This is a genomic window from Parabacteroides sp. PFB2-10 (genome assembly GCF_029893085.1).
Classification (GTDB): domain Bacteria; phylum Bacteroidota; class Bacteroidia; order Bacteroidales; family Tannerellaceae; genus QVMG01.
The window spans coordinates 382145-398407 of sequence record NZ_JARXWI010000001.1 but is presented as its reverse complement, the minus strand read 5'-3'; the positions used below and the strand labels follow the sequence as shown (position 1 = coordinate 398407).

General features: G+C 44.1%; 13 protein-coding genes. 2 read left to right on the top strand and 11 right to left on the bottom strand.

The features are described from left to right. Positions 1–94: 94 nt before the first annotated feature. From M2137_RS01670 to M2137_RS01625, 10 genes are all read right to left on the bottom strand, one after another. A complete protein-coding gene (locus tag M2137_RS01670; RefSeq protein ID WP_280764720.1) occupies positions 95–1309 on the bottom strand; it encodes a FecR family protein in 1215 nt (404 codons plus the stop codon). A 116-nt stretch (positions 1310–1425) separates the two neighbouring features. Next, a complete protein-coding gene (locus M2137_RS01665) occupies positions 1426–2001 on the bottom strand; it encodes a sigma-70 family RNA polymerase sigma factor (RefSeq protein ID WP_280764719.1) in 576 nt (191 codons plus the stop codon). A gap of 145 nt (positions 2002–2146) precedes the next feature. Continuing rightward, entirely contained in the window at positions 2147–3622 is a 1476-nt protein-coding gene (locus M2137_RS01660; protein WP_280764718.1) for a tetratricopeptide repeat protein, read from the bottom strand. A gap of 14 nt (positions 3623–3636) precedes the next feature. Further along, positions 3637–5256 carry a M56 family metallopeptidase gene (locus M2137_RS01655; protein WP_280764717.1) on the bottom strand — a complete coding sequence of 540 codons (1620 nt, stop codon included), beginning with the start codon at positions 5254–5256 and terminating at the stop codon, positions 3637–3639. A 20-nt stretch (positions 5257–5276) separates the two neighbouring features. Next, entirely contained in the window at positions 5277–5642 is a 366-nt protein-coding gene (locus M2137_RS01650) for a BlaI/MecI/CopY family transcriptional regulator (RefSeq protein ID WP_280751947.1), read from the bottom strand. 98 nt (positions 5643–5740) lie between these two features. Then, entirely contained in the window at positions 5741–7645 is a 1905-nt protein-coding gene (locus M2137_RS01645) for a thiol protease/hemagglutinin PrtT (RefSeq protein WP_280764716.1), read from the bottom strand. Positions 7646–7898: 253 nt separating this feature from the next. After that, positions 7899–9113, bottom strand: coding sequence for a 6-bladed beta-propeller (locus tag M2137_RS01640; protein ID WP_280764715.1), 1215 nt, complete (start codon positions 9111–9113; stop codon positions 7899–7901). 354 nt (positions 9114–9467) lie between these two features. Continuing rightward, entirely contained in the window at positions 9468–10616 is a 1149-nt protein-coding gene (locus M2137_RS01635) for a cytochrome d ubiquinol oxidase subunit II (RefSeq protein WP_280764714.1), read from the bottom strand. 30 nt (positions 10617–10646) lie between these two features. After that, positions 10647–12209: a cytochrome ubiquinol oxidase subunit I gene (locus M2137_RS01630; protein ID WP_280764713.1), complete on the bottom strand. Its 1563-nt coding sequence runs from the start codon at positions 12207–12209 to the stop codon at positions 10647–10649. 11 nt (positions 12210–12220) lie between these two features. Further along, positions 12221–12445 (bottom strand): DUF4492 domain-containing protein, encoded by a 225-nt coding sequence (locus tag M2137_RS01625; protein WP_280764712.1) that lies wholly within the window; start codon positions 12443–12445, stop codon positions 12221–12223. A gap of 319 nt (positions 12446–12764) precedes the next feature. On the opposite strand from M2137_RS01625, the gene M2137_RS01620 reads away from it, so the two are divergent. Both M2137_RS01620 and M2137_RS01615 read left to right on the top strand, forming a co-directional pair. Beyond that, entirely contained in the window at positions 12765–14246 is a 1482-nt protein-coding gene (locus tag M2137_RS01620; protein ID WP_280764711.1) for a Gfo/Idh/MocA family oxidoreductase, read from the top strand. A 25-nt stretch (positions 14247–14271) separates the two neighbouring features. Further along, positions 14272–15096, top strand: coding sequence for a DUF1080 domain-containing protein (locus M2137_RS01615; protein WP_280764710.1), 825 nt, complete (start codon positions 14272–14274; stop codon positions 15094–15096). Positions 15097–15178: 82 nt separating this feature from the next. On the opposite strand, the gene M2137_RS01610 is transcribed toward M2137_RS01615, so the two are convergent. Continuing rightward, on the bottom strand, positions 15179–16252 hold the full coding sequence (locus M2137_RS01610) for a hypothetical protein (RefSeq protein WP_280764709.1): 1074 nt from the start codon (positions 16250–16252) through the stop codon (positions 15179–15181). Positions 16253–16263 lie beyond the last annotated feature (11 nt).

The window sequence follows — 16263 nt, the reverse complement described above, 5'->3', positions numbered from 1 at the left end:
GTAATTGTTTTTTTAATCTGGCTAACCGGGGAGTACTGGTACTACTTCCCGGTTTTGTAGTTTTTTCTTGTTCATGTTTCCATACTTTGTTTTTTTAGGGTTTAACATTAATTTCTATTTCATTTTCATTTATCTTGTACTCGATGGGGGTAGTGGTCGACAAGATCCGGAAAGTCTCCTGGATACTTTCTTTCAGATCCAGCTTTCCACTTATTGTTATCTGATCGGCTATCTGTGAATTGTAAGCTAAAGGAATATTGTAATAGCGCTCCAACCGCTTGAATATGTTGCTGAGTTGTTCTTTCTTTAAACGAAGAATACCCTCTTTCCAACAGATATAATCATGCACGTCTACCTGTTGCAAATACGTATCTCCTGTTGTTTTCTCATAGGTATATTTTTGATCAGGCTGGATAAGTGTATGTTGCTTTTCCCCTACTTTTTTTACATCGACAGCACCGGAAACCAATACGACAGAATAGGCCATATCATTTTTATACGCCGATATATTAAATGAGGTTCCCAAGACATTTATTTCTAACTGGTCGGTTTTCACTAAGAATGGCTTTTTCTTGTCGGGGGTAACCTCCAGATAAATCTCTCCATCCACAAATATTTCACGGCTGTTTTCAGCAAAGACAGAAGGATATACCACACGGGTTCCTGAGTTTATCCAGGCTTTTGTGCCATCGTTAAACGTTAGTGTCATTTTTTTCCCATAAGGGACATACAAGCGATTCAATTGCGTTTCTGCTGTCTGTTTTTTCTCTATTTTTTCGTTTTCAGAACGAATGCTTATATTCCCTTCCGTATCATGAGCCACCTCTACATCTTTTTCTTCTACTTCAATTTTGTCATTTTCGCCCAATACGATCAATATTTTTTCGGACAACTCTTCTTCATCCATTACTTTTGAAAGGATAGACTGATAGTCTGTTTCTTCTCCTTTCTGTTCTTTCATCTGCCAGTAAAAGCCAATTCCCAGGAGTAAGCATACCACGGCGGCATAGCGCAGCAAGACGGGTAGAAATAGCTTTTTGGATTTCTTCTGCGGTTCTGTAGCTTGTTCAATCTTTCTCCATAAGTTGTTTTGATGTTGTGCAGAAAATTCCTTCTCACGTACTTTGGTTCTGTTTACCAATATCTTTATCTCTTCAAGGATTGCTTCCAGTTCAGGTTCTTCGTGAATTTTATCATTCCAATACTTGTCGGATTCTGCCGTAGGAGATAGTATCCAATGGATCAAGAGCTCATCTTCCAGCAGTTTTTTTATTTTGTTTTCAATATCTGAAGGTGTTTTTGAGGCCATTATGTTGATTGTTTTTATAATAACACAATCAACAAGACCTTTTTGTACTCACAAAAAGTGTTTTTTTTACCTATTTGCAGAAAAAAGTAATAAAATCGATTGTTCTTATAGTAATTTTAGAAAAACAGGTAGATATAGAAGGAGGCAAATTCGGTACGGATTTTTTCCAACGTACGATACACTAAATTTCGGGCAGATTGGTAATTGATTCCTAATAGCTGGGATATCTCTTCGTAGGTCATGTCCATTTGAAATCGAAGATAGATAGCTTCTTTCTGACGATCCGAGAGGCATCGGTATAATTTTTCAAATTTTTCTCTCATCTCATCGTCTATCGAGTCATTTTCCCCCTCGGCTTCGTAATAAAAATCTGCCTGGAACTGTATCTCTTGTGGGGAATAATAGGTGATTTTTTCTTTTTGTTCAATAGCATTAAGTAGTCTGTTTTTCAAACCTTTGAACAGGTAGAAAAGCGGGTTTTCCAAAGCAGGGAGAGACTCTGCAGTCTGGAACAGCTTAACATATAAATCCTGCATGCAATCCTTGACCAGTTCTTCATCGACGCACAACTTCATTCCGTACCGATAGAGCAGATCGGATGTTAATCTAAAAAAAAGAGCCAGCGCATCACGATCACTTTTCCTTAGTTGTTCCCAAGCATGTAATATTTTGTCGGAGTCCTCTTTTCTCATGCCTTATAGATCATGTTCTCTCCTCCAAAGATACTTTTTTATCTCAAAATTCGGGAAAGTGACGCAATATAAATTCACTTATGGTCAATTTTCACACTCCGTTCGTTAAGCAAAACAGTGTTTGCTCAACGATTTACTTTAGCCTTTATTTCCCGGTTGAGTTTTTCTTTAGGATTTTTTCCTGTTCCTTTCGTGCTTCCTGGAAACGTTCGAAGTTTTTGTCCATTGTCTCTTTCTCTTTCTCGGGTACTTCGGGTAGTTCGTTGATCAGTTGCCGCAGATCGATCAGGTGCAACACGCTCTTTTTCCCATCAGGTGACAGCATCGGCTCTTCCGATACGGAACGGAAAAACATATCGTTGTAGAGTGATTCAAAGAAATAACGGTGGTAATGGAAGAAAGAGGGCTCGTATCTTCTTTTTATTTTCAGTGCCTCCTTTACATAGAGTAGTCGAATGAACAAGCCCTTTTGCCGGGCAGTCTCATCACTATAATTCTCAATACGGGATACATTCACCCCGGAAATGAAACTCAACAGATCCGTATTCTGAGGATCTTCCTGCCACGCCTTGTAATAGAGTTTGTCGGCCATATCGTACTTGCCGTCTTTGCGGTAGGTTTCCGCCCGGAAACGCAATAACTGACGGGTGAAAACAGGATTGGGCTTCATGTTTTGTTCTGCTTTATCAAGGAGTTCATAGGCTCTTTTCCGGTCGTATGTTTTCCCTAAAGCCGAGCCTAACAACAGGCAAACCTCTACCGAGGTCGAATCCATTTCATAGGCATATTCCAAAGGTTCTATGGAATTCATGAACTGCCCGGCGTAATAGCGCGAAGCACCGGCATATTTTATCGTGAGATAGGTGGAATCGCCTGCGGCCATCAGATTGGAATAGGTGGTGTCGGCCTCGGCATAAAGCTTTCCTAAGAAGAGCGCCATCCCCCGGTTTTGCTGGAGCAGCCGGTTGTCCGGATTATAGTAGACAGCCGTATCACAGATCGCTATTGCCTCTTCTATATAATCGCCGCCCAACCGCAGCATCGTGTTGATAAGGCTGCTGGCCAACGAAACGTTTTCGCGGTTTGCACTGTACGCTAAGAAATAATAGAAGACAGCAGACATAGGAATCTCCATCCGGGTAAAACAATCGCCTATATTTCGCAGCAATACCGGATTATCCTCGTCTTCTACACGTAATTTTTCATACCATTCCACAGCCGTTTCGTAGTTCCCCAACTGTTGATGCAGGCGGGCAATCTGGTAGTTAGCATAGAAATTGGTGCTGTCGGTTTGCAATACCGTACTGAAGTAATGTTCGGCATCTTTAGCTCGCCCCATATTAACCGCCATACGACCTAAGGTATTCAATATATCCACATTGGTGCTGTCCATTTTCAGACATAGCATATAATGCTGATAGGCCTGTGGATAACGCAACAGTCCTTCATAAGCCTGTCCGATCGCATACAGGTTGGTATAGGTGGAATCGGCTTCCGACAACGTCTCCGCATGCGCCAACACCTCCTTATATTTGCGCTGACCTACTAATTCTTGCAACGAGATCTCCTGGGCCGCTCCGGTGAGAGTGAAGCAGCAGAATAGTAAAAGTAACTTTTTCATATGTTTATTTTTTTCTATTGAAGCCTGAATTGTATAGGCATAGTATATTTTACCCGAACAGGTTTGCCTCTTTGTTCGCCCGGTACCCATTTGGGCATCGAAGTGACCACACGCAAAGCCTCTCTATCTAAAGAAGGATCTTGCCCGCGAACGACCTCTGCGTCTACGATCGAGCCATCTTTCTCTACAACGAATGAGACGACAACACGTCCCTGAATCCCATTCTCCTGTGCGATAATAGGATATTTAATGCTATTGCCTATAAACTTCAGAAGTGCTGCATCGCCCGCCGGATAGTGGGGCATCTTTTCCACTACGGTAAATACAGCTTCTCCTCTCTCTTTTTCCGCGAGACGGAACTGAATCGGTATGGTATATTTTACGTTGACAGCCTTTCCTCGTTGCCTGCCCGGTTCCCATTTGGGCATTTCGCTGACAACACGAATAGCCTCAGCATCCAAAGAGGGGAAAATCCCTGAAACTACTTCCGGATTGCGCACCATTCCATCACTGCCAACAATAAAAGAGACCATGACCCTACCGTCTACCTCTTTCTCTACTGCATCTTTGGGGTAATGTAAATTGTTGTTGATGAAAGTAACCAATGCCGCGTCGCCTTGTGGAAACTGAGGCATTTGCTCTACCACGGCGAATATTTGTTCATTTATCTGTTCTTCGGCTGTCGCTTCTTCGACCACTAAAGGAGCGGAAGGAGGCAAGGCGTGTCCTACATCCTGGGCGATCCGAGCCAAGGCCTCTATATTGCTTAATACCATTAACGCTCCCAATAGAGGGATAAAAGTCAGGTATTTCGTTCGGTTTATGCCTTTGCTTCGCTTTTTATTCATCATACCGATACGGTTCTTCAAGTGCAATACATTGAAGCTGTTATACAGATGGGCACTATGGCTATGATGAGCCAACCCTAATAGGTGGTATTGATAGCTGCGGCTGTCATAGCCCGACTCCAGTACCCGGTTGTCGGCTAAATATTCCAGGTTATGGCGCACCTCTCTTTTCAATAGCCATACAAAAGGATTAAACCAACAAACGATTGCTACCAGTTCGCTAAATATAACATCCAATGAATGCCATTGACCGACATGCGTCTTTTCATGCGTAAGAATTTCGTCCAGTTCCGGTTCTGTATGGCTTTCCGGATGAATAAATATCAGCTTGAAAAAAGAGAATGGCCCGGCCGGTTTGCGAAGCCGATGAACCGGTGTTCCCTGCAACAGCTCTTTTTTGCTCTTGTGAGCCAACCACAGAATGCTTATCAACTGAGTGGTAAAACGGACAATAAAGAACAACGCCAGGGCTCCGTAGGCAAACCATAAACCGATGTGCAATAGGTCTTTCCAGGCAAATGCAGTAACAACCTCCCCCGATGCCGGCGTCGCTGCCGGAGTAATCATCGAGGAATAAATCAAGATGACTTCTGCCATTGGTTCCTGTGCCTTTAGCCAATCCTGAATATTAAACAGGGGATAAATCAATGCCAGAGCAAAGAAGGCTAACAGGATGGTACGGCGCAGTTTAAAGAAGGTATCTTTATAGAAAAAAAGCCGGTAGAAGGCATAAAAGAGTGCAAAAGCAACATTTACCTTCAGAAAGTAGGCAAATTCAGGACTCATAGGCAGAAAGAATTGATGGGTTATTCTTTTCCTTTTTCAATCATATGGATGATCTCTTTCAGATCGTCAGACGAGATCTTTTGCTCTTTGGCAAAGAAAGAAACCATTTCTTTGTAAGAATCGGCGAAATAATTTGTCACAACACCGCTCATGAACGTTCGTTTGTATTCGCTTTTTGCAATTAAAGAATAATATTGATAGGTATTGCCACAACGACGAGCCTTCACGTACTTCTTGCGTTCCAGGTTCTTAATGACCGACGCCAACGTAGTGTAAGGCGGTTTTTCCTCTTCCTCGAAAGTGGCTAACACATCTTTCACGAAGCAAGGCTCGGTACGCCAGACGCGACGCATAACATCCTCTTCCTGTATGGTTAATTTTTCCATTATGATATATTTTTATAGTACGATCTTACAAATCTACGATTCGATCGTAAAGAATCAAAAGGAAAGGAGTTAAATAGTATTAAATTAACCGGATATCCTTATTCCTTTATGATTTTGTGGCGGCTGGTTCCCTGGGATGTTTGTATGGAGAGAATATAAATACCCGGCTGTTGTCCGGACAGGGAAACATATTGTTTTGAATCGCTACTGCGAATCACTTCCTGTTTCACTAAGCGGCCGGACAGATCATAAAGTGAAACACTTTGTATTATGATGGTTTCAGGCACAGATATGGTCAGTCCTGTTTGCACACGGGTCGGGAATACCTGAATGGCCTCTTCGAGCCGGATCGCTTCGTTAGACACTGGTGATTCGGCATAAACAGGAAGCGCTTGTGTCACCCTCGATTCTCCGCGGATCGCGCGCCACTCATACCCTTCCGGTTTGTAATACATACGAATCATATCCCCCTCTTCGATCTCGTCGGTAATGGTTAATTCCCACCCCTCTTCTTCCCATACGACATGACCTGCCTCAAAGATACCCTGCTCTCCCTCTTCAGTCATATCCATAGCGACAAGCTTTTGCTTCCGATTGCCATTTCTATCTTCCAGGAAGAGAGCCATCTCTCCCGAAAAGTCGCGCATACTATAATCATATATAAAGCTGAAATAAAACAGGAAGGGTTCGTCTTTGACAATGTGTTCTACGTTTGTATACAGGCCGAAGGTGTTCTTGGGTTTATTGGTTGTTATGTCGGCAGGAATATAATCGATGAAATAGATTTCGTTATTGATCCGGGAACCCTCTTGCGCTTTTTGCAAACCGAGGATGGCGTCCTGGTAGTAGTTATATCCCAGACCGGCTCCGACACCACCCGTTCCTCCCTGGGCAGGGCGCAGGTTTGAGAGGCGGTAATAGCCGTCGCACGATCCGCTCCAGCCCCAATTGAGGTGAAAATATTGGGCTGTCTGATCGTATCCGTCGATGACAAACTGATGTCCTTGATTGAGATAGGTGGATCCTCCGTAGATAACAGGGCGGTTTTCATCCAACTCCTTTTTGATCATCTCTTCCCATTCTGCCGTTGAGTAGAGGCCACGCAGGCGTAAAACACTGCCATTATCGTATCCGAAATGCTCGCAGAGGGCAGGAATAATATACTGGGCATAGGCTCCGCTGCTGGTCGATTTATAATCCATCTCCACGGCGGCACCGCAATGAAACATTAATTCGGCTACCGCTTCCGCTTCTTGTTCATTCCATGTAGGCGCATTCTCTACCTTGAGGTATTCGAAAAGCATATTGTCCCAATCGTATTCCGTGTCAAAAGAGGCAGAGACCGTCATTCCTTTTTTTCTGGTGGTGTATTCTATACTGCCTGTTCCCCTCTCGGGCCATTGGTGATAATGCATCACAATGGCCATAGAGGTGGCTACACATCCCGCTACGGAAAGCACCCCGTCATCTAATGGGCATAGGTTATAATAGGGCTCCAGTTGATCCCATTTGGCCGTGGGCAATTCAAGTCCGGGTGTTATAACATCTGCTTTTGTTTCATACGACAGATTTTGCCACTCCTCCTTGATTTCAGGGGAGGGCGTAATGTTTTGTTCGATCGAATACAATATCTCCTGTTTATAGAAATCCAGCCAGTAGGCCAGGTTATCAGGCATATTTTCGGTCTTGAAGCTGCCCGATGTCGCATAGCCTAAAACAGGGTAGGTTGCATCGTCGCCGGAGACAATCACAAAGCCTCTGTCGGAGGCCACATTGTAGACATAAAACAAAGGATCCCTGCCTGCGCGCAAGCCTTCATTCACTTCGCCGGTATAGACAAGCGTCAACGGCGAGGTGCTTCTCAGCGAAGAGAAAGAGGCGGCAAACCGGGAAGCAATTCCCCGGGCTGTGTTTTCACTAACGGGAGCCGCATACGCGAAGAGAACGGTAAATAGAAATGTGAAGGTAAGCCCTATATGGATAAGCGTTTTTTTAGCTTGCATCGTTTTGATATTTACTGTTATAGCAATCGTAGGAAGTGCAAATATAGAAGTATTTGCGCACATAACAATAAATCGTGCCACTTAGAGCCCGGGAGGGACTTGGTTTGATTCTCAATAAAAAGACACATCAAATCGCTTGAATCATAAACGGTATATCAGGATTAAAAACTTTTTCCAAATACCGGCGTATACGCACATTGACTTTATAACTCCGTTTAATTTCTTTTAAAAATTAAGACCTTATAGTCCTGTTTTAGTTTTTAAAGTGCAACAAAATCAGCAAGTCGTTATCTTCTTCACCCATCTCGCTAACGATCTTCTTTAGCTCTCCACTAAGTTTGCCTTTTTCCAAAGCTTCTTTCAGCACCCCGACTTCATACTGCAAGACACCCACTTTGACATTGTTTGTCGGGTTTACATTATTGATGGGATCTAACGTAATGTTGGCATCCTTAAAATCATCAAACACAATCTTCTGTGTAAACAGGGAACCATCTCGTTTATCTCTCACCAAATAAGTTGTTTTCAACGGTCCCGGTGTAGCCTTAACCAACGTCATGGTCTGAATAAACTCATAATTACCGACTTCGAACAATGTGTTCATATAGGTGATCTGTTTCATCTCTTTGATCGGAGGAGTTCGTACAAAAACAGGGGTAAGAGATTGGTTTTTTTGGTAGTAAAACATCGTATCTGTTTCCTGATTATAAAGGAGAAATCCATCTCGGTAATTGATAATATGAGTTTTTCTTCCAAGAATAAAACCACCCAAAGGGCTGGGAGCGCCCGGCTCCGGTTTTATTCCAAGGATTATATTGGTGTCTTCAGGAATTAACGGATACTCCAGTACCTGTCCGTCTTTTTTCGATATACGAACAAAAGGATGTTCATATAAATCCCCTTCGATTTGGCCAGCACTTCTCGCTAAATCGTAGAATAACAGGGAGTTTTTGTCAAAGTTATAAGGTCTTTCAACGATTGAGCCTTTTGGTAATGAAAGTGTTCGTTTATATTCTCCTGTTGACGAATACACCAAAAGTTTATGCTGTCTTGTGTCATTAACAAAAAGTTCATCATTCTCTTCATCATATAAGGATGCTGTTATTGAAACATATTCTTCCGGGCCATTTCCACGCCGACTAACTTTTGATTTTGGTTTTCCATCTAATGTAAAAAATAAAAACTCGCTTGCTCTCCAGTTTCCGATCACAATGGTTTTATCCGTAACGCCGACAACGGAACCCTGAACCAAGTATTTATCATCTGCCGCATCAAGTTTTACATACGAAATATCAGCAATATCCTTCAGGTTAAGCTCTTTCTCTGGATAATCCTGGCTGATATCGATCTCGATAATATCGCCTTGCTTTTGAGGAGATAAACAGGCGGAAAAGAAAAAGAGACAAGCTATAATCGGTAAAAGAAAACCTATTCTTTTATTCCTAATGTCATGAATTATTCTTTTCATTTTGTATTAAGTTAAATAAAATATATAATTTGCAAATATACTGACACATATTTTGTTGCAATGTATATATTTTTTTTAAATAAAAGACCATTTTGCCACTGCCCCTCCGAGGGATCAGCTTTTTTCGAAATGTTAAAATCGCGATTGTAAGCAAAATGGCCGTTTTGCTTACAAATCCATACGTTAAAAAATGTTTCTCCCGGGAGTTTGTCTCCGAAGTCCCGGTATTTTGGCAAAAAAGTCCCGCCGAAATTTCAAATCGTAAGTTGACATATTCGGCGGGAGGGGGTGTAATTAACGTATGTTAAGAGAATTGGATATCACATAGGGGGTGTATTTTTACATATAGCTGGATCAATAGGTATGCTCGTTGTTTTCCATCTCCTGGCTATCGATCTTACGCAGGTCGAGCGAACGCCATGCATAAAAGATATAAGCCAATACAAAGGGGATGAGGATCGATACATAGCTCATGGTTTTCAATGTGAACAGGCTGGATGAACTGTTTTCGATTGTCAGCGAGCTTTGCAGGTCGACAACCGATGGATAGTAGGCCGTATTGTTCCAACCGGCGCATAAGAGCAGAGCCAATACGGTCAGTACGGTTCCGATGCCCGTAAACCAGATTCCCTTTTTCCAGCCTTTCGTATAGATTGTTTTTCCAATCCCGAAAAGAACTGCCACGACACCAATCAATAAGACTGCCAGTACAGCCGGCATCTCGATCAGGTTGATAAAGTATTTGTAAGGCTGCATAAACACCTCTTTCGTCTCCGGGTTGACAGCGAATCCTTCAGATAACAGTGTATGGATAAGGAAAGCCAGGAAAAACACCAGGAAGAGAATGGTTTCCGGCAATAGGCGTTTGCGACTCAGGGTATAGATCTCTTCGTCGTCGATGTTGTTGATGAAATAGAGCAAAGCCAAAACGCGTGCCAGGAAGAAGAGGGCTACGCCGAGACATACATTCCATATCACCAAGACCGCCTCCAGACCGTGCCACGGATTGGCCCAGGTGGAGATCACAGGCATGGCAATGTCGGTCAGTTGCTCTTTATTAACCAAGAATTCCGCTCCGTTGAAGAAGGTTCCGACGGCTGTTCCCAACAGGATAGGTGCGCCAATGCCATTGATCATCAGAAAGGCCTGGTAGGTTTTTTTGCCGAGCAGGTTGCCCTTCTTGGCCTGGTATTCATACGATACCGCCTGAATAACAAAGCAAAGTAGTATGAGTATCCATACCCAGTAGGCGCCACCAAAGCTGGTGGAATAGAAGAGGGGGAAAGAGGCAAAGAAGGCTCCGCCGAAAGTGACGAGGGTGGTGAAGGTGAATTCCCATTTGCGTCCGGTGGAGTTCAATAGCATCTTTTGTTTGAGTTCACTCGTTCCCAGGGTGGTGATCAGCGATTGTCCTCCCTGTACGAACAGGAGAAAGACCAACAGGGCTCCCAACAATGAGATCAGGAACCACCAGTAATATTGTAATATATGATATGTGTCCATGTTTTCTAATTATGAATTATCAATTATGAATTATGAATTCTCAATTGTTTCCTCCGGTCCTTTCCGAATCGCTTTCAGCATAATGCCTATTTCGGCGATAAGTAGGATGGTGAAGAGGGCGAGAAACAGGAAGAAGGTGAGCTGCACCGAGCTTGTTGCCAGTTTGGATATAGAGGCGCCGACGGGCAGAATATCCTGGATGGCCCAGGGTTGACGTCCCACTTCGGCTACGATCCATCCGGCCTGTCCGGCAATATACCCCAATGGAATAGTCCACAGACTGACATATTGCAGCCATTTGGCCTGTTCAAACCTGCCCTTTCTTTCCCACACAAGCGCGATGATGAAGAGCAGGATAAAGAATCCGCCCAATAATACCATGACACGGAAAGAATAGAAGGTAAGGGCGACATTGGGCACCAGTTCGTTCACATCGCGTATGTAGCCATACCCGAAATAGTCGAAATTGGCGTTAAGCGTAGTCAATGCCTGGCTGGCTTTGACCTCGTTTTTCTCTTTTTTAGCTGTTTTGTAGTCGGCCAGGGCTTTGATAGCCGTCTGTCCTCTGTGGATTTTCTCCTGGGCGGAAAGCGCTACCTCTCCATTGTGTGCTGTGTAACCTCCTTCGATCAGGTCGGTGATGCCCGGCACAAAGGCCTTTAGATCGCGCTCAGCAAGGAAAGAGAGCAATTTGGGCATCTGGATGTTGAAAATGAAGGGATTTTTTCCGTCGTCGTAGGTCTTTTTAGACGGGTTAAGCATACCGATGACACTGAGCCCGGCTCCTTTCTCTCCCTCGTAGAGACCCTCCATGGCCGCCAGCTTCATAGGCTGTTTCTGAGCCACGTTGTAGGCCGAACCGTCGCCGGTCCACAGGATCAATAAAGAGGCCACCAAACCGAAGATGGCTCCGATCTTAATGCTGGCCAAGGCAAACCGGGTACTTCGCTTTTTCAAAAGATACCAGCTGCTGACACCCATCACAAAGATGGCACCCAATACCCAGCCGGAGAGGACAGAGTGGAAGAATTTGTTGATAGCAAACGGCGAGAAGGCGACGGCAAAGAAGTCCATCATCTCGTTGCGCACTGTGTCGGGATTGAACTCCATTCCCACGGGATATTGCATCCAGGCGTTTGCCACGAGGATCCAATAGGCCGAGATAGTAGCCCCCAGGATGGTCAGCCAGGTCGATGCCAGGTGGAATTTCTTGCTTACCTTATTCCAGCCAAAAAACATGACAGCGATAAAGGTGGCTTCCATAAAGAAGGCGAGGATCCCTTCGATAGCCAGGGGGGCACCGAAGATGTCACCGACAAACCAGCTGTAGTTCGACCAGTTTGTGCCGAATTCAAATTCAAGGATAAGCCCGGTAGCTACGCCAATGGCAAAGTTGATTCCAAAGAGTTTCATCCAAAACTGTGCCGTCTTTTTCCAGAAGACATCGCCTGTTTTGTAGTAGATCGTTTCCATAACCGCCTGGACGACTCCAAGGCCTAAGGTTAATGGTACGAACAGCCAGTGATACATGGCGGTCAGCGCAAATTGCGCCCGTGACCAATCAATGAGAGAAGTGTCAATTGTTTCTAACATATGTGTAAGCTTTAAGGTGTTGCCCGTTCAATTAATTCACTCGAGACATATTCCTGCTTGGCCTCTTTGGTGTCAAACCGGTTGAGGTATCTGGGAAAAAAGAAAATTTTAAGAATTACAAACATTATGAACAGCTTAATTAAAATAATGGCCCACAATGTTTTCCCCAGGGTCATCTCCCGGAAACCTTCCCGATAAAAGTGAAAGATACGCAAAGGAATAGATTGTTTATTCATGATTTTCGGAGTTTAATTCACAGTTACAAAGTCGCTTAAGATATAGATGTCAAATGTAGATAAAATGGCTTCTGCCAGTCTTCTTTTATAAATAGATTTTATCGATAGACTTATAAATGCCATCGAACAGTATGTCTCCCCTTTCATATTAATAAACAGATTTATTGTTAAAAAAGTTTATTTTGCAGGTGAAATAGACAAGAAGAAACTTGGCACACTCATTGCTTTCTTTATATTTGCATTTGGCTGATTGGGAGAAGAAGAATGACAGCAGCCAAAAGAATTATATGTAGTATTAACTTTTAAAAATAATATTATTATGTCAAACATCTCAAGACGATCCTTTCTGCAAAGAGGGACTGCCGCTGCTGCGGCGTTTACAATTGCCCCCAGTGCGATTCTTGGTAAGAGTCATGGCTATACGGCACCGACAGATAAGCTGAACATTGTCGGTATTGGTATTGGCGGGCGTGGCGCAGGTGTGTTGCGTGGGTTGGAAACCGAAAACATCATTGCTTTATGTGATGTGGACTGGAAGTATTCCAAACCGGTTTTTGAGAAATATGCTACGGCAAAGAAATATTGGGATTACCGCAAACTGTATGATGAGATGGGGCAGTCGATCGACGCTGTTATGATTGCGACGGCCGACCATACCCATGCGATTATTGCTTCGGAAGCTATGACGATGGGCAAGCATATCTATTGTGAAAAGCCGTTGACCCACTCTGTTTACGAATCTCGTCTTTTAACGAAACTGGCGGCCAAACATCAGGTGGCTACGCAGATGGGTAACCAGGGCTCTTCCGACGAAGGCGTGGATCTGGTGTGCGAATGGATCTGGAATGGTGAGATCGGGGAGGTGACCAAGGTGGAAGCATTTACCGACCGTCCTATCTGGCCGCAAGGATTGCCGACTCCGGAAAAGGCCGACAAGGTGCCCTCTACGCTCAACTGGGATCTGTTTACAGGACCGGCAGAATTGCGTCCGTTCAGTAATATCTATCATCCGTGGAACTGGCGTGGCTGGTGGGCGTATGGAACAGGAGCCTTGGGCGATATGGCTTGCCATATTCTTCATCCGGTGTTTAAAGGATTGAAACTGGGATACCCGACGAAGGTACAGGGATCTTCCACTTTATTGTTGAGAGACTGCGCGCCGCAAGCACAATATGTGCGCCTGATATTCCCTGCCCGCGACAATATGCCGAAGGTGGCTATGCCGGGTCTGGAGGTGCATTGGTATGACGGTGGCTTGCGTCCGAATATGCCGGAAGGATGGCCTGCCGGACGTAATATGGATGACTCCGGAGGTGGTGTGATCTTCCACGGAACAAAAGATACGTTGATCTGTGGTTGTTATGGCAAAAGCCCCTGGTTGTTGTCAGGCCGTGTGCCCGATGCTCCGAAGGTATGCCGTCGTGTGAAGGATGCTATGAATGGCGGACACCAGCAAGACTGGGTGCGTGCTTGTAAGGAGAGTGCCTCTAATCGCGTGAAGCCTAAATCAGACTTCTCGGAAGCAGGCCCGTTCAATGAAATGGTTGTGATGGGTGTATTGGCTGTTCGTTTGCAGGAATTGCATAAGGAATTGCATTGGGATGGTCCGAATATGCGCTTTACCAACATTGCGGATACCGACGAACTCAGAATTGTTATCAAAGACGGCTTTACGATCAAAGACGGTCACCCCTCTTTCAATAAGGAAAAAACGGATCCGATCAATGCCAAAGCCTTTGCCGAAGAGTTGATCAAACATAACTATCGCCAGGGATGGAACCTGACGGATATGCCGAGATAATGAACTAAAACAGATAAAAGTTATCATGAAAAAGTTATTTTATATAATAGGAATCGTTGTTATTATCGGAGGTCTTTCCGGCTGTAATAGCAAGAATAAACCGGCAGGAGCCGAAGCAGCTTCCACGAAGGCCGAGGTAGAAATGGTGCAATTGGGTGATTTCTCTTTCCCGAAAGATGCGGATGGTTGGATCACTATATTCAATGGTAGGGACTTTAACGGCTGGAGAGGTTACAACCAAGAGTCTGTTCCCAAGAAATGGACTATTGATGATGGTGCGATCAAATTCAATGGAACGGGAGCTGGTGAAGCACAAGATGCCGATGGAGGAGATCTTATCTTTGATTATAAATTCAAAAACTTTGAACTTTCGTTCGACTGGATGGTGGCGAAAGGATCAAACTCCGGTATTTTCATTCTTGCCCAGGAGATAGAAGGGTTGCCAATCTACTACTCTTCTCCTGAATACCAGATTTTGGACAATGACAATCACCCGGATGCCCGGTTGGGAAAAGACGGCAACCGCAAGTCGGCTTCTCTGTATGATATGATCCCGGCTGTACCGCAAAATGCGAAGCCTTTCGACGAATGGAATACAGGCGCTATCCTTTGTTTCAAAGGAACGGTGGTGCATTTCCAGAATGGTGAAGCAGTGGTTGAGTATCATTTGTGGACCGATCATTGGAAAAGCATGATCGATAACAGTAAATTCAAGCAAGGAGGAGCTCATCCCGAAGCATATGATCTGTTGATCAATTGTGGTGGCCCTAACCGGGAAGGTGTGATTGGCTTCCAGGATCATGACGATGATGTATGGTTCCGTAATATCAAAGTGAAGATCCTTGATTAAGAAAAGGTTCCTTTCTACTATAAACAAAGAAGGTCTTTAAGGTTTTATCCTTAAAGACCTTCTTTGTTTTATGAGTGAACGATTACAATCCCTGCAGAGTCAGGTTGCTATAATTCTTTCCGTTAAACCGGATCACACGCCGGCTGTCGCCGTTGTTTATCTTCACTTTGTAATTGTCTCCCACTTTTTCGGTTTGCACATTCAGCCCGTTGGTCTGGAATTTTCCATATTTCATCTGATTTGCTTCCACATTGAACTTGGCAGCCTTCTCAAGGTAAAGGGTCGCATTCGAATAGCTTCCTTCCAGGTTGAATCGGGAAAGACGACTGTCTATTTTTTTGATTTTCAGGTTGCTGTAGCTGAATTGAGAGGCATCGAATGACTCCTTCAGGTGTTTGATGTCGATATTTCCATACTTGAGTCGTAAATCAATGCGAACAATCGAGTTTATATCGATATTCCCATAACTATTGTCTACCACGAGATCTACGATATCCCCCAGTTTTAGATTGGAATATTTGCTTATGCAATGGATATCTTCTGCCTCTCCGATCGTGATATCACCGCTATACGACATATCTAATACAGCATTTTTCAGATTGACAACCTTCAGGTTACCATATTTCTGTACCACATCGAACCGACCGGTGAAATGACCTCCATGAATGTTTCCGTAAGCAATATCTATGGAGGTGTTGCCTTTATTCTGCGTGGGCATATGGATATTTCCGTAGCGCACTTTCAGGTTGGAGGCAAGCGTAGATGGCATCGATATGTGGTAGTCGATCTTTATCCGCTCGTTGTTGCGGTTGCCTCCAAAGGTTTTCAGGTTTGTTTTGCCATATACCGTGCCTCCTTTTTGGTCGAAGTCGATACTGACATAATTCAACAACTCTTTTACGCGTGCCTCATTGCGGGCGCTTGCCTCCACCACAACGCGTATCTCTACTTCATTCTTGGTCCAATGCGTGATGGTTATATCCCCGTATTTGTTGTCGATATCCACTTTGTCCGAAGAGTTTACCTTATATGTTTTCGCATATTCACGCCGGTTGCTTTTGTCCTGTACATAGTCTTTCCCCGAAGCGCAGTTCGATCCGATCACAAGGAATAACAGGATCAGTAATGTGTTGCGTACTTTACTCATTGTTTCCATCTTCTTTATTT

Bases quoted from the DNA above. Each gene is read 5' to 3' on its own strand.
- M2137_RS01615 (WP_280764710.1), top strand. From the start codon at position 14,272: ATGAAAAAGTTATTTTATATAATAGGAATCGTTGTTATTATCGGAGGT.
- M2137_RS01670 (WP_280764720.1), bottom strand. From the start codon at position 1,309: ATGGCCTCAAAAACACCTTCAGATATTGAAAACAAAATAAAAAAACTG.
- M2137_RS01610 (WP_280764709.1), bottom strand. From the start codon at position 16,252: ATGGAAACAATGAGTAAAGTACGCAACACATTACTGATCCTGTTATTC.
- M2137_RS01660 (WP_280764718.1), bottom strand. From the start codon at position 3,622: ATGAAAAAGTTACTTTTACTATTCTGCTGCTTCACTCTCACCGGAGCG.
- M2137_RS01645 (WP_280764716.1), bottom strand. From the start codon at position 7,645: ATGCAAGCTAAAAAAACGCTTATCCATATAGGGCTTACCTTCACATTT.
- M2137_RS01640 (WP_280764715.1), bottom strand. From the start codon at position 9,113: ATGAAAAGAATAATTCATGACATTAGGAATAAAAGAATAGGTTTTCTT.
- M2137_RS01665 (WP_280764719.1), bottom strand. From the start codon at position 2,001: ATGAGAAAAGAGGACTCCGACAAAATATTACATGCTTGGGAACAACTA.
- M2137_RS01625 (WP_280764712.1), bottom strand. From the start codon at position 12,445: ATGAATAAACAATCTATTCCTTTGCGTATCTTTCACTTTTATCGGGAA.
- M2137_RS01650 (WP_280751947.1), bottom strand. From the start codon at position 5,642: ATGGAAAAATTAACCATACAGGAAGAGGATGTTATGCGTCGCGTCTGG.
- M2137_RS01620 (WP_280764711.1), top strand. From the start codon at position 12,765: ATGTCAAACATCTCAAGACGATCCTTTCTGCAAAGAGGGACTGCCGCT.
- M2137_RS01635 (WP_280764714.1), bottom strand. From the start codon at position 10,616: ATGGACACATATCATATATTACAATATTACTGGTGGTTCCTGATCTCA.
- M2137_RS01655 (WP_280764717.1), bottom strand. From the start codon at position 5,256: ATGAGTCCTGAATTTGCCTACTTTCTGAAGGTAAATGTTGCTTTTGCA.
- M2137_RS01630 (WP_280764713.1), bottom strand. From the start codon at position 12,209: ATGTTAGAAACAATTGACACTTCTCTCATTGATTGGTCACGGGCGCAA.